The organism is Paeniglutamicibacter sp. (assembly GCF_046714615.1).
GTDB lineage: Bacteria > Actinomycetota > Actinomycetes > Actinomycetales > Micrococcaceae > Paeniglutamicibacter.
The window spans coordinates 1-22,853 of record NZ_JBKKAP010000177.1; the positions used below are offsets into that span (position 1 = coordinate 1).

The window sequence follows — 22,853 nt, forward strand, 5'->3', positions numbered from 1 at the left end:
GGAAAATCCTTCCGAACCACCGCCCGCCGTCGTATGCCCTTCGGTGTCAGCCGAGCTCGGCCTCGATGGCGCGGGCGGCGGCCTTCAGCCGTTCACCGATGGCGGCAACCTCGTTTTGCCGGGACCCGGTGCTGTAGACGACGGCCACCGCCGCGGGCAGCTGCCCCGGCACCGTGACGGGCGCCGCCACCGAGGAAAGCCCCGGAATGACCTCGTCGATGCTGGTGGCGTAGCCCAGGGCGCGGGCCTCGGAGGCGATCTTCCGGTACGGCGTCTCGTGGTTCAGCGCATTCCACTGCTCCTCGGTGAGCGTTGACTGCATGGCAATGCCCGGGGCGCCGTGTCCGAAGGGATGGCGGGAGCCCGGGCGCTGCACCACCGCGGCGTGCACGTGGCGCGGCTCCACCGTGACCAGCGTGGTGCAGTCGGGCTGGTCCCACACCGCAATGAAGGCGCACATCTTCAACTCGTTGGCGAGCAGCGTCAACTCCGGAAGGGCCGCGCTCTGCAAATCCCGCTGCACGCTGCTGGCCAGCACTGCAAGCCCCGGGGCGCCATGCACCCGGCCCGATTCGTCGCGGGTGACCAGCCGGTGGGATTCCAGGGTGCGCAGGATCCGGTAGGCGATCGAGCGGTGCACACCCAGGTCCTCGGCGAGCTCGGCAATGGTCTTGGGCCCGTTGGCCTCGGCAAGGATCTCCAGCATGCGGATGCCGCGGGAAAGTGTCTGAGATGCCGGGGCGGTGGTGCTGGTGGCGGTCATGGGGGCGGGTGCCGTCCTTCGGTGGATTCGCGCTGCAGGGCAAGGCCGGCGGGGGTTGTGGGTCAACCAGTGCTGGGCTATGGTGCAAATATAATTCTCTATTGGAACTGCTTGTTCGATATTAGAACATTTTCCGTGTGAATGCGAGGGGGCAGGTGGGAATGGGAAGCAGGGGCACGCCATGATCGTCCCGGGCAAGGACGAAATTGCCGAGGGCGGCGTTCCGCGCCGGATCGATGCCTTCACGTTGCCACATTTCCGCGGCAGCCTGGGGCGGTTTGCCACCGGCGTGGCCATTGTGACATTTGACGGCCAAAGCAAGCGCCACGGCATCACGGTGAACTCGTTCACCTCTGTCTCCATGGACCCTCCGCTGGTGCTGGTGTCCATTGCCCGGTCCACCAAGGCCCACGACGAGATGGCCAACCGGCCGTTCACCGTGAACATCCTCGGTGCCGAGCAAAAGGACCTCGCCCTGCATTTCGCCGGCCGCCCCTCGCACGACCCGGTCTGGGTCGAGGGTGCCACAGCCCCGCGACTGGCGGGCGTGCTGGCCTACTTCTCCTGCACTCCGTGGGCCGCCTACGACGGCGGGGACCACACGCTCTACCTGGGGGAGGTGAGGGACTTCAACTACCGCCGGGGTGACGCGCTGGCCTTCGCCAACTCCTCATTCACCACCATCCCCGAACGCCATCTGGGTGTCGAGGAGCTGCTCTAGCCAATCCCGGAGGCAGCCGACCGCGGCCCCGAACCGTCACACGCACCAACGCCGCAACCGAAGAAGCTCAAGCATCAAAAGGGGTCTTGAACATGGGAATCAGAACCGGGGCACAGTTCCTGGCCAAGCTGGACGCAATGCGCCCGCACCTGGTCGTCGACGGGGAGGTGGTCTCCGAGAACCTCACCCAGCACCCCGCCTTCAGGCAGCTGGCCCTCACCTACGCCAAACTCTTCGACCTGCAGCACGACCCGAGGCACCGGGACCCGCTGACCTATGTCTCGCCGACCACCGGGGATCGGGTCAACGCCTCCTTCCTGGTGCCGCGCACGCCGCAGGACCTGGCGCAACGCCGGGCCGCGACCGCCACCTGGGCCGAGTACTCCAACGGTTTCCTGGGCCGCACCGCCGACTACATGAACTCCGCCCTCACCGCGCTGGCCACCGCCAAGACGTTCTTCGCCCAGGCGGACCCGGTGTTCGGCGAGCGTATCGAGGCCTACTACGAGTTCGCCCGCGAGAACGACCTGCTGGCCACGCACACCCTGATCCCGCCGCAGGTCAACCGATCCGTCTCCGGCTCCGAGCAGATGGGCGGACAGCTCACCGCGCGCATCACCGAGGAACGGCCGGACGGTGTCGTCATCAGCGGCGCCCGCATGCTCGCCACCGTCGCCCCGATCGCCGACGAGCTGCTGGTCTTCCCCTCCACCGTGCTGCGGGGCACCCCCGAGGACGCTCCCTACTCCTTTGCCGTTGCGGTGCCCAACGACGCGCCCGGGCTGCGCTACCTCTGCCGCACCGGGCTGCACAACGGCGGGAACGCGCACGACGAGCCGCTGGCGGCACGCTTCGACGAGATCGATGCGGTGGTGGTGTTCGATAACGTGTTCATCCCCAACGAGCGCATCTTCATGCTTGGCCGCCCGGAACTGTGCAACGCCTGGTACACCGAGACCGGTGCCGGGGCGCTGATGACCCACCAGGTCGTCACCCGCACCGTCGCCAAGTCCGAGTTCTACCTGGGCCTGGCCTCGGAGATTGCCGGGGCCATCGGCATCGACGGCTTCGCGCACATCCAGGAGGACCTCGCGGAGCTGATCCGCAATGTGGAGATCGGCAAGGCACTGGTCGTCGCGGCCGAGGCGCAGGCGGCCCCCAGCGTCGACGGGGTGCTGCTGCCGCACTGGGAAACGCTGAACGCCGCCCGCAACTGGTACCCGAAGATCTCCCAGCGCTTCCCGGAGATCATCCGGAAGTTCTGTGCCTCCGGGCTGATGGCGTTGCCCGGCCAGGGCGACCTGGAGGTCGCGGGCGATGACATCGCCACGTACCTGCAGGGCAAGAGCCTGACGGGGGCCGAGCGGATCCGGCTCTTCAAGCTCGCCTACGACGCCTCGATCACCGGGTTCTCCGGCCGCCAGGCCCTCTACGAGTACTTCTTCTTCGGCGATCCCGTGCGCATGGCCGGGGCGATGGTCAACACCTACGACCGCGAGCCGGTGCGTGCCCGCGTGCGCGAATTCCTGGCCCGAGGGGATTGAGGCGCACTCCCGGCAACGCCTGGCGCCGGGGCCCCATTTGGCGGGGCGCACGGGACCGGTGTTCCCTGCGCGATGCCGGAAAAATCCGACGACCAATTGGATGTGAGTGAAGTCACGATCATGGGTTACCATTGTCGAAGCACTTTACCGTCCGAACGGTCGGTAGATCTGCCGATACCCGTCCACCGCGCGAAGCGCCGAACGTTGGAGTTCTCCCATGGCTTCCCCATCCCTAGCGGCAAGCAGCAAACGTTCCGAGGAACGTCGCGTGCTGGCCGGCACCCTGGTTGGTACCACCATCGAGTGGTATGACTTCTTCATCTTTGCCCAGCTCACGGCAACGCTTTTGACCCCGTTGTTCCTGCAGCCGCTGGGCGACTCCAACCCGGGCCTGGCGCAGATCCTTGCCTTCGCCATGATCGGCATCTCCTTCCTCTTCCGCCCGCTGGGCGCCATCGTGGCAGGCCACCTGGGAGACAAGTACGGACGCAAGCGCGTCCTGGTCGCCACCTTGATCCTGATGGGCGCAGCCACCGCGCTGATCGGCCTGCTGCCCACCTATGCCTCCATTGGCCTGTGGGCGCCGCTCTTGCTGGTGTTGCTGCGCATAATCCAGGGCTTCTCCGCCGGCGGCGAATGGGGCGGCGCGGCATTGATGGCCGTTGAACACGCCCCGGAGAACAAGCGCGGCTACTTCGGCGCCTACCCGCAGATCGGCGTCCCGATCGGCATGATCATCGCCACAGGCATGCTCTACCTCCTGCGCACCTCGATGAGCGCAGAGCAGTTCGCGGCTTGGGGCTGGCGCATCCCGTTCCTGCTCTCGGTGGTGCTGATCGTGGTCGGCTACATGATCCGCAAGGCCGTCGAGGAATCCCCGATCTTCAAGCAGCTCGCGCTGCGCAAGGCCTCCGAGCACACCCCGCTGAAGCAGCTGTTCCAGTCCAACACCAAGGAAGTCATCCAGGCCGCCTTGATCTTCGTCTCCAACAACGCCGCCGGCTACCTGGTCATCGCGTTCTTCATCGCCTACACCACCAAGGTGTTGGGCATGCCCGCGGCCCCGGTGCTCCTGGCCACCACCATTGGCTCGGTCGGCTGGCTGATCTTCACGCTGGTGGGTGGCTGGCTCTCGGATATCCTCGGGCGCCGGAACACCTTCCTGATTGGTTACGGCATCGTCTTTGTCTGGATGATCCCGATGTTCCTGATCATCGACACCCGCAGCGTCTTCCTCTACGGCGTTTCGATCTTCGTGCTGACCGTCGGCCTGGGCTTGTCCTATGGCCCGCAGTCGGCCATGTACGCCGAGATGTTCCCGGCGCACATTCGCTACTCGGGCATTTCGATCGGATACGCCCTGGGCGCGATTCTCGGTGGCGCGTTCGCCTCCACCGTCGCGCAGATCCTGCTCGAGCGCACCGGCTCGTCGCTGCCCATCGCGATCTACATCATGGTGCTCACCCTCATTTCGATGGCGGCAGTCATCTGGGTCGGCGAGACCAAGGGCAACAACCTGCACGTCGAGGACGTGGACCCGGAGCTGCAGGCGGCACACGACGCCAAGCACCACGGCCGGCACGCCTAGCGAAAAGTCCCGGCGCGCTGGCGCGCAGCATGAAAACGGGGCCGACCGGTTCCGTTCCCCCTCGTTGGGGAGCGGAACCGGTCGGCCCCGGTTTTTGTCTTGACGGCAGGTGAAAACCGCCGGTCCGGCCTACGAGCGGGGGACTAGTGCGAGGATCTCGTAATCGGCGAGCGAGTCGAAGCGCGAGTAGAAGGCGCTGACGGAGTGGAAGACCCGCGGGGTGATGGCGCAGATGAACTCGTCAACCAGCGACTCAACCTCCTTGCAGGCCACCGCCGGGGCGACCGGAACCGCCGTGACGATGCGCCCGGCTCCGGCCTCGCGCATCAATTCCACCGCGGCCAACATGGTCGCGCCGCTGGCCATCCCCTCGTCGACCAGGATGACGGTGCGCCCGGCCACCGGCAGGACGTTCTCGCCGACGAGCAACGCGCGCAGCTCGTCCAGCTCCTGACGCGCCCTGGTTTCCACCGCATCCAGGATTTCCTTGTCGAAACGCAACTGGGCCGAGTCCCAGACACCCTCGATGTACTTCAACGAGGTGTGCTCCCCGTAGGCTGCCATGGCGGCGAAGGCGATGTCGGTGCGTTCGGGCATCACCAGTCGGCGCACCGCCAGCGCATCGACTTCAAGCCCCAGCCTCGTGGCGACCTCCGCCGCCACCGGGATCCCGCCGCGCAACAGTCCAAGGACCACCGCGTTGGGGTCCTGGGCGTACTTCTGCAGGTCGATCGCCAGGAATTCGCCTGCGGCCGTGCGGTCCGAGAAGCGGGTGGGGGCAATGTGTTCGGGTGTCATGTCACTAAGTCTGCACCAGTGCGGTCCTGCGAGGTGCCGGAGCCACGATTTTCCGCCTGTTTGCAGGCCAATAGCCGAATATTGCGGCTACCATGTGAGCATGAAGCGACCTTGGGCCCTGATCCTGGTTCCGGTGGTGGCGTTTGCGCTGGCCGCATGTTCAACGGGTCCCGGCGCCGATGGCACTGAAAGTACGGAGCCCACCGTGTCACTGCGTGTTGACCGCCTGGGACCCACGGCAGACAGCACCCCGAAGCCGGTGACCCCGTCGGTTGCCTCCCCGGAGTCGAAAGCGAGCCCGGAGACAAGCCGAAGCGATGCCGATGCCGCGGTCATCGGCCAGTGGGGCGGCGCCACCGAGGGGTCCCCGGTGCTGTGGTTCGCGCCCGGGGGCCGGTTCAACGGTCACGACGGGTGCAACTCGCTGACCGGAACGTGGTCGGGATCCGGGCAGGAATTCGAGCTGCGGGACATGACCATGACGTTGATTGGCTGTCCGGGAATGGACACCTGGCTCTCGCGGGCCACCGAAGTGAGGGTGGACGGGGAAACACTGAGGGTCATCGACAAGGACGGCTTGGACATCGGCTCGCTGCCGCGCCTTAATATTGCAGGCTGAACGGCTGGCGTCACATCGTGCAGGTCCGAGGTCCGAGGCTGGGGGACCGAGTGCCGGCAGAACCGTGGGGCCACTTCAAGCCCGCGGCGCCACTGTGTGGCTTGCCGGGGCGATCCCTCCGCCGCCGGCGCTAGGCCCGCCGCTGGCGGATGGCCCCGTAGATCCCTGCAACGACCACGGCTCCGAGGATGGAAAACACCCAGGTGCGCAGGTTGAAGAACCCTCCGAGCCCGGTGTGGAAGATGAGGCTGCCCAGCCAGCCGCCGACGATGGCGCCCACCACTCCCAGGAGCAGAGAGGTGAACCAACCCCCGTTGACCCGGCCGGGCAGGATGTTCTTGACCAGTGCTCCGACGATGAGCCCCAAGATGATCCAGCCGAAAAACGCCATCGAATTCCCCTTCGATGCATCGGATACCCGGGCTTGCGGCCGGTGGGCCCGGCCGGCGGGTGGTCCTGTTTGAGGAACAATTTACGTCTCGATCCCGCCTGAGGCAATGGACGCGGTGCCAAGACCTCGGGGCACCCGCGAAGCGTGAAAGGCACTGCTAGTCGGTACCGTGGTTGCCCTCGACGCCCCGGGAGGTCCGCGCATCCCGCGCCTCGCGCAGGAGCTTCTCCACTTCCTCCTCGTCGACCTGCGAAAAGTCGGCGTAGTGTGCGCCGACGGCGGAAAAATCCCGCGGGGAATACAGGGCGACGAGGGTCGAGGCCCCCGCCATGGCGTGCACCCGGTCCCGTGGCGCCACGGGTACCGCGACGATGATGTCCGTGGCACCGTTTTGGGCCACGACGTCCACGGCTGCACGCATGGTGGCCCCGGTGGCCAGTCCGTCGTCGCACAGCACCACTCTGCGCCCGAACAGATCCGGTGCGAAGTCGGCGAAGAGCCCGGCCAAGCGCTCGAGCTCGGCGGCGGCGCGAATTTCCACATCCGCCAGGTCCGCGGCAGGATCCAGATCGAGTGCGTGCCGGTGCACCCACGGCACCAGGTACCTCCCGCGACGGGAGCGGTAAGCGGAGATGGCCCCGAAGGCGACCTCCTGGTGGCCCGGTACGCCGAGCTTGCGCACCGCAAGGGCACCGAGTTCGGCGTCCAGCCGCTGGGCGAGCGCGGCGGCGACCGGCACCCCGCCACGCAGCAACCCCAGCACCACGCATTGGGCGTCCACTCCCCGGGCAGCCAAGACCTCGCCGAGCAGGGCGCCCGCCTGTGCCCGGTCCTGGAACTGCGCTCCCGAATGCCTGCCCATGTATCCAGTGTGCTCGGGTTCCCGGCGCGAGTGAAGGCCGGGGCTCCCACGGCAGACTGGATGGTTGGGCTCGAGCCCTGGCACGGTAGGCGGTGGGCCATCCCGCGGGGAACGGTTCAACCGGTTCGCACATGGTGTGACCGCCAGGCGCGCGCTGGCCACTGCGGCCGGCCTGCGCCTTGGCTTCCGATATTGGCCGTTTCGCGTGGGGGCCGATCCTTGGCCTTTGCGACAATCAGGCCTTCGCGACCTCAAGCTCGCATGGGGGTCGGCTTCGATCGGAGCGATCCTGGAGAGGAGATGGAACATTGACTTTGTGGCGGGGCCCTGCGCATCTGTGGGGCCGGAAGCCGCTCGCCCGTCGTAACCGATGACTTCGCGGAAACCGGAGAGTAGCGTGAGGTCGACGGTATGCACTGTTTCGAACCATCAAGAGGGTTATCCAAACGCTGACGAAGGGCACGCCATGTCCAAGTTGATCTACACGTTCCTCGCCTCGCTGGACGGCTACATAGCCGACGAGTCGGGGGACTTTGGGTGGGCGTACCCGGGCGAGGAGGTGCTTGACTTCCTCAACGTCTCCGAGCGCGACGTGGGCACCTACCTGTACGGGCGAACCATGTACGAATTGATGGCCGGCTGGGAAACCGATCCCGACTATGCCGCCGCGTCGCCCGGGAACGCCGAGTTCGCCCGGATCTGGCAGGGGGCCGACAAGGTCGTCTTCTCGCACACGCTGGAGACGGTGTCCACTAAGCGCACACGGATTGAGCGAAGTTTTGACCCCGAGCTGGTTCGGGCCATCAAGGCGTCAGCGGGCCATGACCTCGGCATTTCCGGGGCCGACGTGGCGGCATCGGCATGGCGGGCGGACGTGATCGACGAGTGCCAGGTCTATGTTGCACCGATGCTCGTCGGGGGCGGCAAGCGGATGTTCCCCGAAGGGATTCGCCAACCCCTGGAGCTGCTCGACGAGCGACGCTTCGGGAACGGCATGGTCTTCCTGCGGTACGCGGTGAAGCGATGACGCCGGTTCCCGGCGCGCATCCCGGCCATGGCAGCTGTCCTGGCACGCGAATCCGTGACGCTCAGGCCTGCACCGGCGGGCAGGGCGAGTCGGCATTCCCATAGGACCCCCTTGAGCCACGTGTGGTGTCCTGGTGGCAACAGGGTGCTCGAACGCAGAAAGGGCCGGCGCCCGTGCGCACCATCGGATGATGATGCAACGGACGCCGGCCCTTTTCATGCGCCAAGGTGCATGCGGGTCGAAAAGCCCCTAGAGCTGGTGGCCCATCTTGAAGCCGATTTCCTCGCCCGGGTCTCCGGTCATCGCATCGCCCGGTCCGCGGGTGTAGGAGAATCCGTCGGCACCGACGGTCACCTCCATCTCCGAGGAGTGGGTGCGCTTGACGACGTCCTGCGGCTTGCCGTCAAGGTCAAGGACCAGGGAAGCCTCGGTGTACCAGGACGGGACAACCGGGTTGCCCCACCAGTCACGGCGCTGGTTGTCGTGCACGTCCCAGGTGATGACCGGGTTGTCCGGGTCCCCGGTGTAGTAGTCCTGCGTGTAGATCTCGATGCGGTGGTCATCCGGGTCCAGGATGTAGAGGTAGAACGCGTTGGAGACGCCGTGGCGTCCCGGGCCGCGCTCGATGCGGTCGGACATGCGCAGCGCGCCCATCTTGTCGCAGATCTGGATGATGTTGTGCTTCTCGTGGGTGGAGAAGGCAACGTGGTGCATGCGCGGTCCGTCGCCGCCGGTCAGGGCGGTGTCGTGCACGGTGCCCTTGCGGTGCATCCATGCGGCGTAGGTGACGCCCGCCTCGTCCTGGATGTCCTCGGTGACGCGGAAGCCCAGGTCCTCAAGGTACTTGCGGCCGCGCGGGACATCGGGGGTGACCTGGTTGAAGTGGTCAAGGCGGACCAGCTCGCCGGCCGAGTAGATGTCGTAGCGCTGGTGCAGGCGTTCGACGTGCGTGGTCTCGAAGAAGAACTCGTACGGGAAGCCCAGCGGATCCTCGACGCGGACGGAGTCGCCGATGCCGCGCACGAAGCCTTCGGTGCGGCGCTCGGTGCGGCAGCCCAGTTCCTTGTAGTACGCCTCGGCGGCGTCGACGTCGGCGTTGGAGCGCACGCGGTAGGAGAATGCTGCCACCGCGGCGATCGGGCCAAGGGTCAGCACCAGGTTGTGGTGGATGAACTCCTCGAAGGAACGCAGGTAGATCTGCTTGTCGTCCTCGTAGGACACGTGTAGGCCGAGCAGGTCGACGTAGAACGCACGGGACTTGGCCAGGTCGGTGACCACGATTTCCATGTACGCGCAGCGCAGGATATCGGGAGCCGGGACGGAGGGCTTGGGGATGACGTTGGACATGATTCGCTCCTTTGCGGAAAAAACTTGAAAAGCTGGGTGGGGGGTGTTGTTAGACGCCGAACTTGGGGGTGTGGACCTCACCGAGGGTGATGTGCACTGCCTGCTGGTCGGTGTAGAAGTCGATCGAGCGGTAGCCGCCCTCGTGGCCAAGGCCCGAGGCCTTCACGCCGCCGAAGGGGGAGCGCAGGTCGCGCACGTTGTGCGAGTTGAGCCAGACCATGCCGGCCTCGACGTCCTGCGCGAAGTTGTGGGCTCGCTTGAGGTCGTTGGTCCAGACGTAGGCGGCCAGCCCGTACTTGGTGTTGTTCGCCAGTTCCAGGGCCTCTTCGTCGGTGTCGAAGGGGGTGATTGCCACTACGGGTCCGAAGATTTCCTCCTGGAAGATCCGGGCATCCGGTGCGACGTCAACGAACACGGTCGGGGCGACGTAGGAGCCGTTTTCCTGGCCCTCGGGCAGGTTCTCCGGGCGGCCGCCGCCTGCAACGACGCGGGCCTCGGACTTGCCGATCTCCACGTAGCTCATGACCTTGTCGTAGTGCTCCGGGTGGACCAGCGCGCCGACCTGGGTGGCCGGGTCGTGCGGGTCGCCGACCTTGATGTTCTTGGCGCGGGCGGCGTAGGCCTCGACGAACTTCTCGTAGATCGGGCGTTCGACCAGGATGCGGGAACCGGCGGTGCAGCGCTCGCCATTCAGCGAGAAGACGCCGAAGAGGGTCGAGTCGATGGCTGCGTCGAAGTCGGCGTCGGCGAAGACGATGGCAGGGGACTTGCCACCCAGCTCCATGGACATGCCCTTGAGGTTCTCAGCGCAGTTGCGGAAGATCAGCTGGCCGGTGGAGGATTCGCCGGTGAAGGAGATCAGCGGAACCTTCGGGTGCTTGACCAGCGCGTCGCCGGCTTCCTCGCCGATGCCGTTGACCAGGTTGAAGACGCCGTCGGGCAGGCCCGCATCCTTGAAGATGGTGGCCCACAAGGAGGCCGAAAGCGGGGTGAACTCGGCCGGCTTGAGCACCACGGTGCAGCCCGAGGCGATCGAGGGGGCGAGCTTCCAGGACTCGAGCATGAACGGGGTGTTCCAGGGGGTGATGAGCCCGGCGACGCCGATGGGCTTGCGGTTCACGTAGTTCAGCTGGGAGCCGGGGACCTTCAGCGCGGTGTCGTGCTGGGCGACGATGAGGTCGGCGAAGAAGCGGAAGTTCTCGGCGGCGCGCTGGGCCTGGCCGCGGGCCTGGGTGATCGGCAGGCCGGTGTCGAAGGTTTCCATCTCGGCCAGGCGGTCTTCCTGGGCAACGACGGCATCGGCGATCTTGTACAGCACCTTGGCGCGTGCCCGGGCGCTCATGGTCGGCCACGGGCCGTTCTTGAAGGCCTCGGTCGCCGCGGCGACGGCGGCGTCGATGTCGGCCTTCTGGCCGGCTGCGGCGGTGGCGTAGGTCTGGTTGGTTACCGGGTCCAGGACCTCGAAGGTTTCCCCGCCGATGGAGTCGACGAACTTTCCGCCGATGTAGTGCTGCAGGTGGGTGGGAAGGTTCTCGGGAACGAAGTGCTTGCTCATGAACTGGCTCCTTGCTGGGTGGGGAAATGCGTCGTGTTGAAGAGGTGTCATGGGGGGGTGCCTAGAGCGGGGAGGCCGGAAGGTTGGCCGCCGCGAGATAGGCGTTCAGGGTGGTGGTGCGGTGGGCCCGTGCCGTCTGCTCGATCTCGGCGGCCGGGGCCTTGGCCTCGATCAGGTCCAGGAGGTGGGCGTGTTCCCTGACCGATTCCCGGGCCCGGCCCGGAATGTGGGTGAAGGAGGAGGAGCGCATCACGGCCAAGCGGTTCCAGCCGCGGTGCACCAGATCCAGGATGTGCGGATTGGGGCAATTGCGGTAGAGCACCTGGTGGAACTCGTTGTTCAGTTCGGTGAAGCGCGGGGCGTCGAAGTCGACCAGCAACTCGGCCATGGCCTGGTTGATGGCCCTGGCCGCTGCCAGCTGTCCCGCGTCGATGAACGGGGCGCTGAGCGCGGTGGCCGCGCCCTCGATGATGGCCAGGGTCTGCATGGTGTGCAGGTAGAGGGTGGTGTCGGCAGCGGCCACCATGGCCCCGACATTGCGTTCGAAGGTCACCAGGCCCTCGGCCTCGAGCCGGCGGATGGCCTCGCGCACCGGGACCACCGAACAGCCAAGCTCCGCGGCAATGGTGCCGAGCACCAGCCGGTAGCCGGGGGAGTAGGTTCCCTCGGTGATCTTCTCGTGCAGCAGCCGGTAGGCCGACTCTGATTTGCTGGGGGCCATGACGCGGCCTAGAATTCCGGTTCGCCGTCGGCGACCCACTGGTTGTACTTGGCTTTCCAGTCCGCGTTCATCGGGAACAACCCCTGGATCTTGTTGCCGTTCTTCACGTTCAGGAACACGAAGGTGTCCTGGCGTTCGGACTCGACAACTTCGTCGGCGATCTCCGCGGCCAGGTGCGGCGGGATGACAAGGATGCCGTCGGCGTCGGCGATGACGATGTCACCGGGGACGATGGTGGTGCCGCCGCAGCCCACCGCCACATCGGTGTCCCACGGCACGTGCTTGCGCCCGAGCACCGCGGGGTGCGCGCCGTTGTGGAAGGTGGGGATGTCCAGGGCCGCCACGGCGTCGAGGTCGCGGACGCCGCCGTCGGTGATGATGGCCTCGGCGCCGCGCACCTGGGTGCGCATCGCCAGGATGTCGCCCAGGGTGCCGGAGCCCTTTTCGCCGCGGGCCTCCATGACCAGGATTTCGCCCGGGCCGATGTCGTCGATGACGCGCTTCTGGGCGTTGTAGCCGCCGCCGTGGGTCTTGAACAGGTCCTCGCGGTTGGGAACGTAGCGCAGCGTGCGGGCCGTGCCGATGACCTTGGTCATGCCCTTGGTGGCCTGCAGTCCGTCGACCGAGACGTTGTTCAGTCCGCGCTTTCGCAGCGCGCCGGAGATGGTCGCGGTGGCCACCGAGAGCAGCTTGGCCTTGACCGTCTCGGTCAGTGCCTCCTTGCCGGTGATCGGGGAAACGACACCGGCATCGGCGGCGGTGCCGAAGGCGTCGATCCGGTCGGCGTCGGTGATCTTGGGCTGGTTGCCGAATGCGGCGAAGGTGTCGGTGCCCTCCACCACGGTGGTGGACAGGCGTCCGGTTGACAGGCCGGCGGCCTCGTCGTCGACCTGTACCTCGACCAGGTCGCCCGGGATGATCACGGAGGATCCGGCGGGGGTGCCGGTGAGGATCACGTCGCCTGCCTTGAGCGTCATCTGCTGGGAGAGGTCGGCGACGATCTGCGCGAAGGAGAAGATGAGCTCGGCGGTCGAGGCGTCCTGGGCGATCTCGCCGTTGACCCAGGAGCGGATGCGCAGGGCAGCCGGATCAACCGAGGCGGCCGGCAGCAGCACAGGGCCCATGGGCGTGTAGCCGTCGCCGGACTTGGAGCGGATGTTTGAGCCCTTGTCGGCGTACTTCATGTCGTACACGCCCAGGTCGTTGGAGGCCGTCACGTATCCGACGTGGCCCCAGGCCTGCTCCACCGAGACGCGGCGGGCGTCGCTGCCGATGACCAGGGCGATCTCGCCCTCGAAGGCGAGCAGTTCGGTGCCTGCGGGGCGCTCGACGGTGGACCCGGAGGTGGCCAGCGAGGAGGATGCCTTCATGAAGTACGACGGGAAGGCCGGGGTGCGGCCTCGCTGTGCTGCCCGCGAGGAGTAGGAGAGGTGGACCGCAAGGACCTTGCCGGCCTTGTCAAAGATGGACTGGTCGACCTGAACCAATTCGGTGGCTGTGGCGTCGCTGCTCACGGTTTCCTCCTGTTGTGTATGAAATCGTATACGATCTAGTGTGATGCGCATCTCCGCACTTGTCAAGGCGTGTCGGCGGACACGTTCGGCCGGCACTGGGGGGCCGCGCCTACGACCCCGGAATCGCGCGGAAAATTGCGTGCCGGGCGGACGAAAAAAATTGCACCTCCGAGTACTTCGCCCCTTCGCCTGCGCACCCTGCGGCCGCCCGCTCTTGGAAGCCTAAAACGGCGGGGTGAACACCATCCACCGATTTGCCGACGTGCAGCCAAACCCCGATGGCGGCCGCTCCCGCCGCAAAATGTCGGAGCGGGCCGGCAGGATTCGATGGATACGATCCCGCTTCGCCCCAGGGGCCACCGCCATGCAACCCACAAGCCCTTGCCTCCCGTGGTGCGGCAAAAGCCCCGCCCGGGACTGTGACGGGGACTGTCTTTCGCGTACCCGGCTGTACTCCCGGCCGCCAATGCTCCACGGCAGGGAGCGGTTGGCGGGTATCGAGACGACGGGTGCGGAAGCCAACGAGCTGGAATTCGTGGTCGGCACCGATGCCTGGGAGCCGGGGACCGATGCGCCGGCGAGCTGGACCTGCCTCAATTTCAGGCATGTGGTTTCCGATCGCCGGCGCGATCCCGAAGCCTCCCTGCAGACCGACGTCCCGGGCATGAGCACCATCCATGCGCAGCTGGGAAGGTTCCTGGCACTGGTTCGCAGCGGGGACGCGCACCGGTCGGAGGCTCGGCCCGGTTCCGGTCCCCGGCAGGCGGGCTGGAGGGCGCTGGGCCCGGCGGAGCACAACCTGGACGACTGCCAGCCGTGGTGCCGGGACCACGGCGAAGAAGGGTGCGGCCTGCGGATGACGCTGGCGCTGACCAGTGCGCGCGATACGGAAAACCGGCTGTACGGGGCGCAAGTATCCGCCGATGCGACTGCAGACCTCCTCGCCGCCCGGGCCCTTCATGCCCCCGGTGCTGCGGGCTGCCAGGACCGCCTCTATGTGGGCCTGGACTGCTGGAACACCCTGTCCGAGACCGCGCCGGACCACCAGCGCGACCGCGCCGCATCGCTGCCCGTGAAAATGCCCGATCTCAAGCGCGTCCACACCAGGCTCGGCAAGCTGCTCGCGGAGGTGGATCCCTTTCACTAGGGCTCGCCGTGCAAATCACTTGGCATCGACATGCCGCAACAGTAGCGTGGGAGCCACGACACCGGCGGATTCCATGCCTGGATCCAGTCAGGTACGACTCCCAACGGGCCACACCACTCAAGGAGACGAGACATGTCGATTAATTCCCCCAACGGTCCCGAACACGAGGACGAATACCCCGAGGACGCCGTGGAGCTCGGCGGCGGAGCAATTTCCGACGTTGATCCCCTCGAAGGCCCGGCAGATCCGGGAACCGTCGATTCGTTCCAGGACTCCGAGTATCTGGCCACGCACCTGCCCGACGACGCGGAGGCGCGGCCGGGAACCGGCAGCCATGAAGCCGGAACCGATGCGCCGTCCGAGGACGAAGAGCGCTTCGACGCGGGGTAGGGAGATGACCACGCGGCCGGATCGGAAAATGGTGGTTGGCTTGATGGCCGACGCCGGCATGCCGCTGGTCCGTGCCCTGGAATTGGAGAAAACCCTGCCCGCCCAGTTGGGGGCAACGTTGGACTCGGCCACCGGATGGGAGCTGGAGGTCGAGGAGTTTTCGCTTCCACTGGACACCAACGGAGAAGTCGAACTCAACGAGCATGCCCGCCAACTGCGCGAAGCGGGGCAGTGGGACTACCTGATCTACCTGACAGACCTGCCCAAGTACGAGAACGGCGAGCCGGTGGCAACCAGCCTGAACGCCGGCTCCAGATCCGCCGTCGTGGTCCTGCCCGCCCTGGGCATTGTGCGCCGCAAGCGGCTGCAGCGGGCGGTGGTACAGGTCCTTGCCGCCCTGCACGGTGTCGGTGACCCCTACCTTCGGGACGACGGCCGGGTATCCGCAACCGTGGACCCGTTTTCCGTCGAGCGCCGGGTCCAGGCGGTCCAGGCGGAGGACGACGCCTTCGAAACCGTCAAGGGCCTCAGGGGCCGCCTGCTCTTGCTGTTGGGGATGGTGCGCAGCAACCGGCCGTGGCGACTGGTGCCCAGCTTGTCCACGGCCATGGCCGCCGCCTTGGCCACGGGTGCCTTCGGCGTCTTCTACACGAGCATCTGGAGCATGGCCGACTACCTTCCGCCGCAGCGGCTTGCCCTCATCAGCCTGCTGTCGGTGATGGGCATGGGGTCGTGGCTGGTGTTGCACAACGGCCTCTGGGAACGGCCCGTCGGCGTCCGCCATCGGGAGAAGCGAGTGGTCTACAACCTGGCGACGGTGATGACCATAGTCTCCGCGATCCTGCTGATGTATCTCGTGCTGTTCGCCGTCATCCTCGCCGGAGCCCTGATCATCATCGACGCCCAGTTTTTGGCCCTGGAGCTGGGGCACGGAGTTGGTTTCGGCGAATACGTGAATCTGTCCTGGCTTTCCGCGTCGTTGGGAACCCTGGCCGGTGCCCTGGGTTCGAGCCTGGACAACGAGGAATCCGTGCGCAAGGCGACCTTCAGCAGTCGGGAGTACGAACGCCGGAAAATCCGCCTGACCGAGGACGGCGACGACGAGTAGCCGCGGCACCAGAACCATGAAATAGGCACACCATCGAAGGAGAACAATGAAACTATTCACCAAGCCCCTGACCATCGCTATCTCGCTCCTGGCCGGACTGGCCGGGGCGCGGATCTCCGGTGCAATCTGGAAGCGGGCCACCGGCGAACAGCCTCCCACCGTGACCAACCCGGAAGCGCAGCAACGCGAGAAGATCGGCAAGGTGCTGGCCTTCGCCGTCATCTCCGGCGCCACCGCATCGGTTATCCAGGCCGTCACCAAGCGCTGGACGCAGAACATGGTCGAGAAAAATCGCACCCCGTAGGCAACCGGGGAAGGGAAGGAACCCGCGATGGAACGGCGTGACGACGACGCGGCCGGCCGGGTGGTGGCGCCGCAGGACGAGGAGGCCTCCGGCGCCGCCAAGACCTTGCGATTCGGCTTGCAGCGACAGGATCCGCCGGGACTGCGGATTCATTGATCACCGCGGGACTTTGCCCTAGCGTGAATCGTACGAGCACAACGTCTACGAAGACTGGAGGATTTCCCATGGATGAGCGCGAACTCCTCAAGCCCGACTCCGGAGCCCAGCTTTCCCCGGACAACCCCGTCACCCGCCACCCCAGGATCTCGCCGCCCAAACAGGACCTGCCGGAACCCGGCCTCGACGCCAAGCTCGATCCCCAGGCCGACCACGGCGAAAAATCCTACGTCGGGACGGGGCGGCTCAAGGGAGGCAATGCACTGATCACCGGAGGCGATTCGGGCATCGGGGCGGCCGTGGCAATCGCCTTCGCCAGGGAGGTGGCGGATGTCGCCATTGCCTACCTGCCGGCGGAAGCGGAAGACGCCCGCAAGGTCATCGGCGTGTTCGAGGCCGAGGGGCGCGTGGGCATCGGGCTGGCCGGGGACCTCCTTGACGCCGACTGCCGCAACTCGCTGGCCGACGAGGCGGCGGAGAAACTCGGCGGCCTGGATATCCTGGTCAACAACGCCGGCAAGCAAATCGCCATCGAGAATCTCGAGGACCTTGACGTCGAACAGGTCCTGCAGACGTTCCAGGTCAACATCCTGGCCATGTTCACCGCCACCCGCGCAGCTCTCAAGCACCGCCCGGCCGGCTCCAGCATCATCAACACGACCTCGGTCCAGGCCTACAACCCGTCGCCGACACTGTTGGACTACGCCTCGACGAAGGCGGCCATCAACGCGTTCACCAAGGGAATGGGCGTGCAGCTGGCGCCCGCGGAATTCGCGTCATCGCCGTTGCGCCCTGTCCCATCCGGACCCCGTGGCAGGTCTCGGACGGCCAGCCCAAGGATGCATTGCCGGAGTTCGGGCACAATGTTCCCCTCGGCCGTGCCGGCCAGCCCGTGGAACTGGCGCCCGCCTACGTATTCCTCGCGTCGGCCGAATCCAGCTACGTCATCGGGGAGACCCTGAACGTCAACGGCGGCAAGTCAACTTCCTGAACCAGATGCCGGGCGGGAAAACTCAAAGGAGAATCCACGATGGACAGCCAGAACCTTCCCAGGGGGAAGGAACAATCAATGCCGGTGCCGGGGAGCGACGAAAAGTTGGCCGCAGATCCGCCACCAGGGGATGCAGAATCGAATGCGCGCGGGAGCGAGATTGAAGCGGATCCGTTGAACCTTCAGCCGGACGATCCGGAATGGTCCGACATCCCCGGTAATTCCCGGAGTCACACCGGGATGGCAACATCCAGCCTCGGAGACCCCGGGACCGAATTCGACAGACAGGACTATATCGCGATGACCGAGAAATCAGCCTTCGAGCCGGCGAATGAGCAGACGCCGGAATCCGACGAATCAGCCGAGATCGATTCACTCGACCCAAGCGCCACTTCCAATCCCGATCCAGTGGAACAAAGGATCACGGGCCTGGAACCGGGTGGTGGAGTCCCTCCGGGTGAAACGCCCCCGGGCGAGGGGTCCATGAGCCAGGACCAGGGGCACGAAGAATAGCCCGACCCCATGAGCAGCCGCATGTCCGCCTACGTCTAAAACCGTGCCAACGCCCAACACGAGTCCAGCAGGAACCTGACCGGCACCACCATGGGTTGGCGACCGCTGCACCGCGTCCGCGCAAGCTGCGTACCGGACTATGCTTCGAACCGGTAGCCCATGCCGGGTTCGGTTAGGAGATGCCGGGGGTTTGCAGGGTCCTGCTCCAGCTTGCGCCTGAGCTGGCCCACGTAGATGCGCAGGTAGTGGGTTTCCTTTTCATAGGCCGGCCCCCAAACCTCGCTGAGGATTTGTTGCTGGGACACCAGCCTGCCCCGGTTCTCGACGAGCAACTGCAGCACCCCCCACTCACGTGGGGTGAGCCGGATCCGGTGTCCTGCCCGGGTGACGGTTGCAGCCATCAAGTCGATCTCCAGATCGCCTGCTTCCACCGTCCCGGCCTCGCGTACGGGCCAGGAACGCCGCTCGACGGCGCGGAGCCTGGCCAGGAGCTCATCCAGGCCGAAAGGCTTCGTGACGTAGTCATCGGCCCCGGCATCGAGGGCCTCGACTTTGTCCGAGGAGCCATGGCGGGCCGAGAGCACGATAATGGGCAGTTCCGTCCAGGTGCGCAGCCTGCGGATGACCTCGGTGCCGTCCATGTCCGGCAGCCCCAGGTCGAGCACGAGCACGTCAGGCGGCTGGGCAGCGGCCGCCCGCAGGGCCTTGGCGCCGTCGGCGGCGGTCGTGACGGCGTAGCCTTCGGCTTCAAGATTGATTTGCAGGGCACGGACTAGCTGGGGTTCATCGTCGACGAGCAGGACGCTTCTCATTCCACGTCCTTGAACGTTGCCGACCCGGTATGGAGGGGCAGCCTGATGACCATGGTGAGTCCGCCTCCGGGGGTTTCCTCGGCCAGCAGCTGGCCGTCCATGGCGTCGATAAATCCCTTGGCAACCGCCAGTCCCAGGCCGATGCCTGCATCGCCGGACGCGTCATCGAGCCGCTGAAAAGGCTGGAACATCGCCACGACCCGGCCCGCGGGTACCCCGTCGCCATGATCCACGACGCGCAGCTCACCATAGGGACGGCCGTCCGGCCCGGCATGCAGGCTGCTGCCGGCCGTGGCCCGCACCGCGATGTCGGTGCCGGAGGCGTACTTCGCGGCGTTCTCCACGATGTTGGCCAGCGCCCGCTCAAGCAGCCCGCGATCCGCGTCCACCGGCGGCAGGTTGGGGGCAAGCTCCACGCGGACGGCCCCGACCGGAACCCCGGCGAGCCCTTCGGGAACAACCTCCAGCCAGGTGACGGGTTCGTGCAGCACCTGGACGCTGTCACTGGAGAGCCGCGACATGTCCAACAGGTTCCCCACAAGTCCCTTGAGTCGGTCGGTGAAGCTCTGAACCGCGTCCAACATCTCTTCCTGCTGCTCCACACTGGTCTTGGACCGCTGGCGGCGCAGTGCGGTCAGGGCGAGCTCGATACCGGCCAGCGGGGTCCGCAGGTCATGCGAAACGGCGCGCAGGATCGAAGTCTTGACGCGGTTGCCCTCGATGAGCTTGACCGAATCGCGCAGGCGCAGCACGAGCCTCTCACGCTCCAGCAATGCAGCAAGGTGTGCTTCGTAGGCGTTCAACAGACGCCGATCCGCACCTGCCGGCGCCGGTTGCCTCAACCCGATTGCCAGCCCGGGGCGCGGCCTGTCGAGGGTGCTGGCGTCCTCCGGCAGCTGCGGCGCGTCCGGACCTGCGGAGGCACGCAACCGCCACAATCCGTCGTCAACGCCTTCGAAGACGCTGACCCCGTTGAGCTGGAATTGCCCACGCAGCTGCTCGAGGAACTCCTCCGAACTTTGGTCACCGGCCAGGGACGTACGCGCCAACTCGCTCAGCGTGGCGGCCTCGGCGCTGGAGAGGGCGGCGGCCCGGGAGCGGCGGGCGGAGAGCCCCACGACCAGCGCCACGGCAATCCCGACCCCCAGGTAGACCAACAAGACAAAAAAGTCCTGCGGGTCATTGACCGTCCACGTGCCCACCGGATGGGTGACGAAATAGTTCAGGAACAACGCGTCCAGGACCGCCGCGAGCACAGCCGGCCACAGCCCTCCGACGAAAGCGACCACAATCACCGGGCACAGCCGTGCCAAGGCATGAGTCGCCAGGTTCAGTTCGTCGAAGGGAGAGAGCAGGAGGGTCATTCCCGCCGGCAGGACGAGCGCTAGAAAGAATCCGGAAAAGGCGCGCATCGGGCCCAGCCCGGAGGCGGCGGAACCCGCTCTCCCCATGCTTCTGCCGCGGATCATTCACCCATTATGCCCGACGAGGCCGAATCTTTACGGGACCCTTACGCCAAACCCCGCCGGGCGTCCATCGGCCGGAGGTAACGTCGAATGGTGTTGCAGCCCGTCTCAAAAAACTTGGTCCCGAAGCGGGACAACCCTCGGATACCGGCCCGTTGGGTCGGGTTCCTGAAACGGGTGTTGCTTCACCCGGTACGCCTGGTTCCGCTGGCCTACCTGTGCATGATCTCGGTCGGCACACTCCTGCTCATGCTCCCGGCAGCCCGCACGGCGGAAGCCGGCGAAGGGTTCATGCCGGCACTGTTCACCGCCGTCTCGGCGGTGTGCGTGACGGGACTGATCACCGTGGACACCCCGACGTTCTGGACGCCCTTCGGGCACACCGTCATCCTCGGACTCATTCAGGCCGGCGGATTCGGCATCATGTCACTCGGAACACTCCTGGCCCTGATGCTGAAGAAGAAGATCGGACTCCACGGACAACTCGTTGCGCAGTCCGAGACCCATACCCTCAACCTGGGCGACGTGCGGGATGTGCTCTTCCGGGTGGCCCGGATCATGTTGCTCTTCGAAGGCGTCACAGCTGTCCTCCTCACGGGCAGGTTCTGGCTTGTCTACCAAGAGAATCCCCTGACCGCCCTGTGGCACGGCGTCTTCCATTCGGTCTCAGCCTTCAACAATGCGGGCTTCGCCCTCTACAGCGACAACCTCATCGGCTTCGCGCAGGATCCATGGATCATCATCCCCATCTGCCTGGCCCTGATCACCGGCGGGCTGGGGTTCCCCGTCCTCATCGAGCTCAGACGGCAAGGATTCGGACTGAGGTCCTGGACCGTCCATACCCGCCTCACCATCTACGGCACCATCGCCCTGCTGATCCTCGGAACGGTCCTGTTTGCCGCCGTCGAATGGAGCCGGCAGGAAACCCTCGGAGGCTTGTCCCCGGGAGGCAAGCTGCTCGCGGCGCTGGCCGGAGGGGTGTTCCCCCGAACCGCCGGATTCAACAGCATCGACTACGGTGCCGCCGCACCCGAAACGCTGTTCGTCACCGACATCCTCATGTTCATCGGCGGCGGCAGCGCAGGCACTGCCGGCGGCATCAAGATCGCGACTTTCCTCATCCTGGGCTACGCCATCTGGAACGAGGTCCGAGGCAACGAACAAGTCAACATCGCCCACCGCAGCATCTCGTCCCCGGTCCAGCGCCAAGCCCTCACTGTCGCTCTGCTCGGCGTCGCCGTGGTCATCATTGGAACATTCCTGCTGCTGACTTTTACGGATCACAGCCTGGACAAGACGCTGTTCGAAGCGACCTCGGCCTTCGGAACCGTCGGCCTGAGCACCGGCATCACTGCAGGCCTTCCGGCGAATGCCCAAGTGGTACTCATCGTCCTGATGTTCCTCGGTCGTATCGGAACCATCACCGTGAGCACCGCGCTGGCGCTCTCCCTCCGGTCCAGGCTCTTCCGGCTACCTGAAGAGCGGCCCATCATCGGCTAACCAATGCGGCCGCCGCTCCGGGGCGCAGGGAAACCACATTTCGCCGTTGGCCAGGAACTTGTACGCGCGCACGGTATCGGGCACGTCCCTTCAAGGTCAAGCAAAGGGATCGCCCACCGGATGAATCGAAGCAACGGTCGTGCAGTATCCCTCGGGATCACGCTTCCAGGAACGCGACCGCCGCGTTCTTGAACTCCCGGCTGGTCACCGCGTTGGCGTGGTCGCGCCCGGACAGCCACAACACGGATTTCTCGGTGTCGCGGGTGGCCAGCAGCTCGGTGAGCCGCGGCATGGTGGTCGCAAGTGCGTCGCCGTCGCCTGCAACCAGCAGCGTGGGCATGGTGGGGACCATCTGCTCGGGGGAGAAGGGCTCGGTCTTGATGGCCTGGATCATGCTCATCAGTGAGAACATGTCGTTGGATTCCACGGTTTGGGCCATGCGCAGCAAATCCGCGGTCGACTCGTCGGCAATCGACGTGCCGTCTGCCAGGAACCGCTGGGCCGCATTGAGATCGAAGGCGGCCAGCGGGTCGATGCTTGCGGGCCCGCCGAGCACCAGTCGGTTGACGACCTGCGGCTGGGTGCCGCCGAATTCCCACGCCAGGCGTGCGCCCAGGGAATATCCGACCAGGTCGACACCGCTCAGCGGGTCGCTACCGGACAACGCCGTCACCCCGTGGTCCATCAACAGCTGCAGCAAGTCCGCGCGCATCCGGCTGGGCGTGTAGGCGTCCAGGTCCTCGGGTGCCGGGGAGGTCCCGTGGCCGGGCAGGTCGACGGCCAGCACCTTGCGCCCGGCCTCGGTGAGGGACCGGATCCACCCGGACTTCACCCAGTTCAGCTCGCTCGAGGAGGCGAAGCCGTGAAGCAGGACCACCGGGCGCAGCGCCGAGGGGGAGCCGGGCTCGTAAACGGTCAGTCCCAGGGCGTTCGCGGTGCCTTCGACAAGGTGGTCGTGTGTGGATTCCATGAGGCAGATCCTTTCAGAATAGTGGCGGATTGGCGAGTTTCCTCGG

General features: G+C 66.1%; 23 protein-coding genes and 1 pseudogene. 13 read left to right on the plus strand and 11 right to left on the minus strand.

The features are described from left to right. Positions 1-46: 46 nt before the first annotated feature. Positions 47-763 carry an IclR family transcriptional regulator gene (locus ACLQ7E_RS20630; RefSeq protein WP_411734453.1) on the minus strand — a complete coding sequence of 239 codons (717 nt, stop codon included), beginning with the start codon at positions 761-763 and terminating at the stop codon, positions 47-49. Between the two features lie 181 nt (positions 764-944). Between ACLQ7E_RS20630 and ACLQ7E_RS20635 the strand changes: the two genes are divergently transcribed. The 3 genes from ACLQ7E_RS20635 (at position 945) to ACLQ7E_RS20645 (ending at position 4,616) form a co-directional block, all read left to right on the plus strand. Beyond that, on the plus strand, positions 945-1,484 hold the full coding sequence (locus tag ACLQ7E_RS20635) for a flavin reductase family protein (protein WP_411734454.1): 540 nt from the start codon (positions 945-947) through the stop codon (positions 1,482-1,484). A gap of 92 nt (positions 1,485-1,576) precedes the next feature. Beyond that, on the plus strand, positions 1,577-3,028 hold the full coding sequence (hpaB, locus tag ACLQ7E_RS20640) for a 4-hydroxyphenylacetate 3-monooxygenase, oxygenase component (protein WP_411734455.1): 1,452 nt from the start codon (positions 1,577-1,579) through the stop codon (positions 3,026-3,028). Positions 3,029-3,245: 217 nt separating this feature from the next. Beyond that, positions 3,246-4,616, plus strand: a complete 1,371-nt coding sequence (locus ACLQ7E_RS20645; RefSeq protein ID WP_411734456.1) for an MFS transporter — start codon at positions 3,246-3,248, stop codon at positions 4,614-4,616. A gap of 129 nt (positions 4,617-4,745) precedes the next feature. Here the strand turns inward: ACLQ7E_RS20645 and ACLQ7E_RS20650 are convergent, their stop codons facing one another. After that, on the minus strand, positions 4,746-5,414 hold the full coding sequence (locus ACLQ7E_RS20650) for a phosphoribosyltransferase (RefSeq protein ID WP_411734457.1): 669 nt from the start codon (positions 5,412-5,414) through the stop codon (positions 4,746-4,748). A 100-nt stretch (positions 5,415-5,514) separates the two neighbouring features. On the opposite strand from ACLQ7E_RS20650, the gene ACLQ7E_RS20655 reads away from it, so the two are divergent. Continuing rightward, positions 5,515-6,033, plus strand: coding sequence for an META domain-containing protein (locus ACLQ7E_RS20655; RefSeq protein WP_411734458.1), 519 nt, complete (start codon positions 5,515-5,517; stop codon positions 6,031-6,033). A 130-nt stretch (positions 6,034-6,163) separates the two neighbouring features. Here ACLQ7E_RS20655 and ACLQ7E_RS20660 read toward each other — a convergent pair whose 3' ends face one another. Together ACLQ7E_RS20660 and ACLQ7E_RS20665 are read right to left on the minus strand one after the other, a co-directional pair. Then, on the minus strand, positions 6,164-6,424 hold the full coding sequence (locus tag ACLQ7E_RS20660; protein WP_411734459.1) for a GlsB/YeaQ/YmgE family stress response membrane protein: 261 nt from the start codon (positions 6,422-6,424) through the stop codon (positions 6,164-6,166). 157 nt (positions 6,425-6,581) lie between these two features. Next, complete coding sequence (locus ACLQ7E_RS20665; RefSeq protein ID WP_411734460.1) at positions 6,582-7,286, minus strand: phosphoribosyltransferase; 705 nt, start codon at positions 7,284-7,286, stop codon at positions 6,582-6,584. A gap of 466 nt (positions 7,287-7,752) precedes the next feature. On the opposite strand from ACLQ7E_RS20665, the gene ACLQ7E_RS20670 reads away from it, so the two are divergent. Continuing rightward, on the plus strand, positions 7,753-8,313 hold the full coding sequence (locus ACLQ7E_RS20670) for a dihydrofolate reductase family protein (protein WP_411734461.1): 561 nt from the start codon (positions 7,753-7,755) through the stop codon (positions 8,311-8,313). A gap of 249 nt (positions 8,314-8,562) precedes the next feature. On the opposite strand, the gene hpaD is transcribed toward ACLQ7E_RS20670, so the two are convergent. From hpaD to ACLQ7E_RS20690, 4 genes are all read right to left on the minus strand, one after another. Next, positions 8,563-9,660: a 3,4-dihydroxyphenylacetate 2,3-dioxygenase gene (gene hpaD, locus ACLQ7E_RS20675; protein WP_411734462.1), complete on the minus strand. Its 1,098-nt coding sequence runs from the start codon at positions 9,658-9,660 to the stop codon at positions 8,563-8,565. 49 nt (positions 9,661-9,709) lie between these two features. Continuing rightward, on the minus strand, positions 9,710-11,215 hold the full coding sequence (gene hpaE, locus ACLQ7E_RS20680; RefSeq protein ID WP_411734463.1) for a 5-carboxymethyl-2-hydroxymuconate semialdehyde dehydrogenase: 1,506 nt from the start codon (positions 11,213-11,215) through the stop codon (positions 9,710-9,712). Between the two features lie 61 nt (positions 11,216-11,276). Continuing rightward, positions 11,277-11,936, minus strand: coding sequence for a GntR family transcriptional regulator (locus ACLQ7E_RS20685; RefSeq protein ID WP_411734464.1), 660 nt, complete (start codon positions 11,934-11,936; stop codon positions 11,277-11,279). An 8-nt stretch (positions 11,937-11,944) separates the two neighbouring features. Further along, a complete protein-coding gene (locus ACLQ7E_RS20690) occupies positions 11,945-13,450 on the minus strand; it encodes a fumarylacetoacetate hydrolase family protein (protein ID WP_411734465.1) in 1,506 nt (501 codons plus the stop codon). Between the two features lie 487 nt (positions 13,451-13,937). Here ACLQ7E_RS20690 and ACLQ7E_RS20695 point away from each other — a divergent pair, with 487 nt between their 5' ends. The 7 genes and pseudogenes from ACLQ7E_RS20695 (at position 13,938) to ACLQ7E_RS20725 (ending at position 18,059) form a co-directional block, all read left to right on the plus strand. Then, positions 13,938-14,597 carry a hypothetical protein gene (locus ACLQ7E_RS20695; RefSeq protein WP_411734466.1) on the plus strand — a complete coding sequence of 220 codons (660 nt, stop codon included), beginning with the start codon at positions 13,938-13,940 and terminating at the stop codon, positions 14,595-14,597. A 132-nt stretch (positions 14,598-14,729) separates the two neighbouring features. Next, a complete protein-coding gene (locus ACLQ7E_RS20700; protein WP_411734467.1) occupies positions 14,730-14,987 on the plus strand; it encodes a hypothetical protein in 258 nt (85 codons plus the stop codon). A 4-nt stretch (positions 14,988-14,991) separates the two neighbouring features. Then, positions 14,992-16,095: a hypothetical protein gene (locus ACLQ7E_RS20705; RefSeq protein ID WP_411734468.1), complete on the plus strand. Its 1,104-nt coding sequence runs from the start codon at positions 14,992-14,994 to the stop codon at positions 16,093-16,095. A gap of 46 nt (positions 16,096-16,141) precedes the next feature. After that, entirely contained in the window at positions 16,142-16,399 is a 258-nt protein-coding gene (locus ACLQ7E_RS20710; protein ID WP_411734469.1) for a DUF4235 domain-containing protein, read from the plus strand. 27 nt (positions 16,400-16,426) lie between these two features. Continuing rightward, a complete protein-coding gene (locus ACLQ7E_RS20715; RefSeq protein ID WP_411734470.1) occupies positions 16,427-16,555 on the plus strand; it encodes a hypothetical protein in 129 nt (42 codons plus the stop codon). Between the two features lie 68 nt (positions 16,556-16,623). Next, a pseudogene (locus ACLQ7E_RS20720) lies at positions 16,624-17,546 on the plus strand (SDR family oxidoreductase). A gap of 300 nt (positions 17,547-17,846) precedes the next feature. Further along, on the plus strand, positions 17,847-18,059 hold the full coding sequence (locus ACLQ7E_RS20725; protein WP_411734483.1) for a DUF6480 family protein: 213 nt from the start codon (positions 17,847-17,849) through the stop codon (positions 18,057-18,059). A 137-nt stretch (positions 18,060-18,196) separates the two neighbouring features. On the opposite strand, the gene ACLQ7E_RS20730 is transcribed toward ACLQ7E_RS20725, so the two are convergent. Then, positions 18,197-18,871 carry a response regulator gene (locus tag ACLQ7E_RS20730; RefSeq protein ID WP_411734471.1) on the minus strand — a complete coding sequence of 225 codons (675 nt, stop codon included), beginning with the start codon at positions 18,869-18,871 and terminating at the stop codon, positions 18,197-18,199. Then, positions 18,868-20,322 carry a DUF4118 domain-containing protein gene (locus ACLQ7E_RS20735; protein ID WP_411734472.1) on the minus strand — a complete coding sequence of 485 codons (1,455 nt, stop codon included), beginning with the start codon at positions 20,320-20,322 and terminating at the stop codon, positions 18,868-18,870. The genes ACLQ7E_RS20730 and ACLQ7E_RS20735 overlap by 4 nt, the downstream gene beginning before the upstream one ends. A gap of 192 nt (positions 20,323-20,514) precedes the next feature. Here ACLQ7E_RS20735 and ACLQ7E_RS20740 point away from each other — a divergent pair, with 192 nt between their 5' ends. After that, complete coding sequence (locus ACLQ7E_RS20740) at positions 20,515-21,837, plus strand: TrkH family potassium uptake protein (protein WP_411734473.1); 1,323 nt, start codon at positions 20,515-20,517, stop codon at positions 21,835-21,837. Positions 21,838-21,994: 157 nt separating this feature from the next. Here the strand turns inward: ACLQ7E_RS20740 and ACLQ7E_RS20745 are convergent, their stop codons facing one another. Further along, positions 21,995-22,807 carry an alpha/beta fold hydrolase gene (locus ACLQ7E_RS20745; protein WP_411734474.1) on the minus strand — a complete coding sequence of 271 codons (813 nt, stop codon included), beginning with the start codon at positions 22,805-22,807 and terminating at the stop codon, positions 21,995-21,997. Between the last annotated feature and the right edge of the window lie 46 nt (positions 22,808-22,853).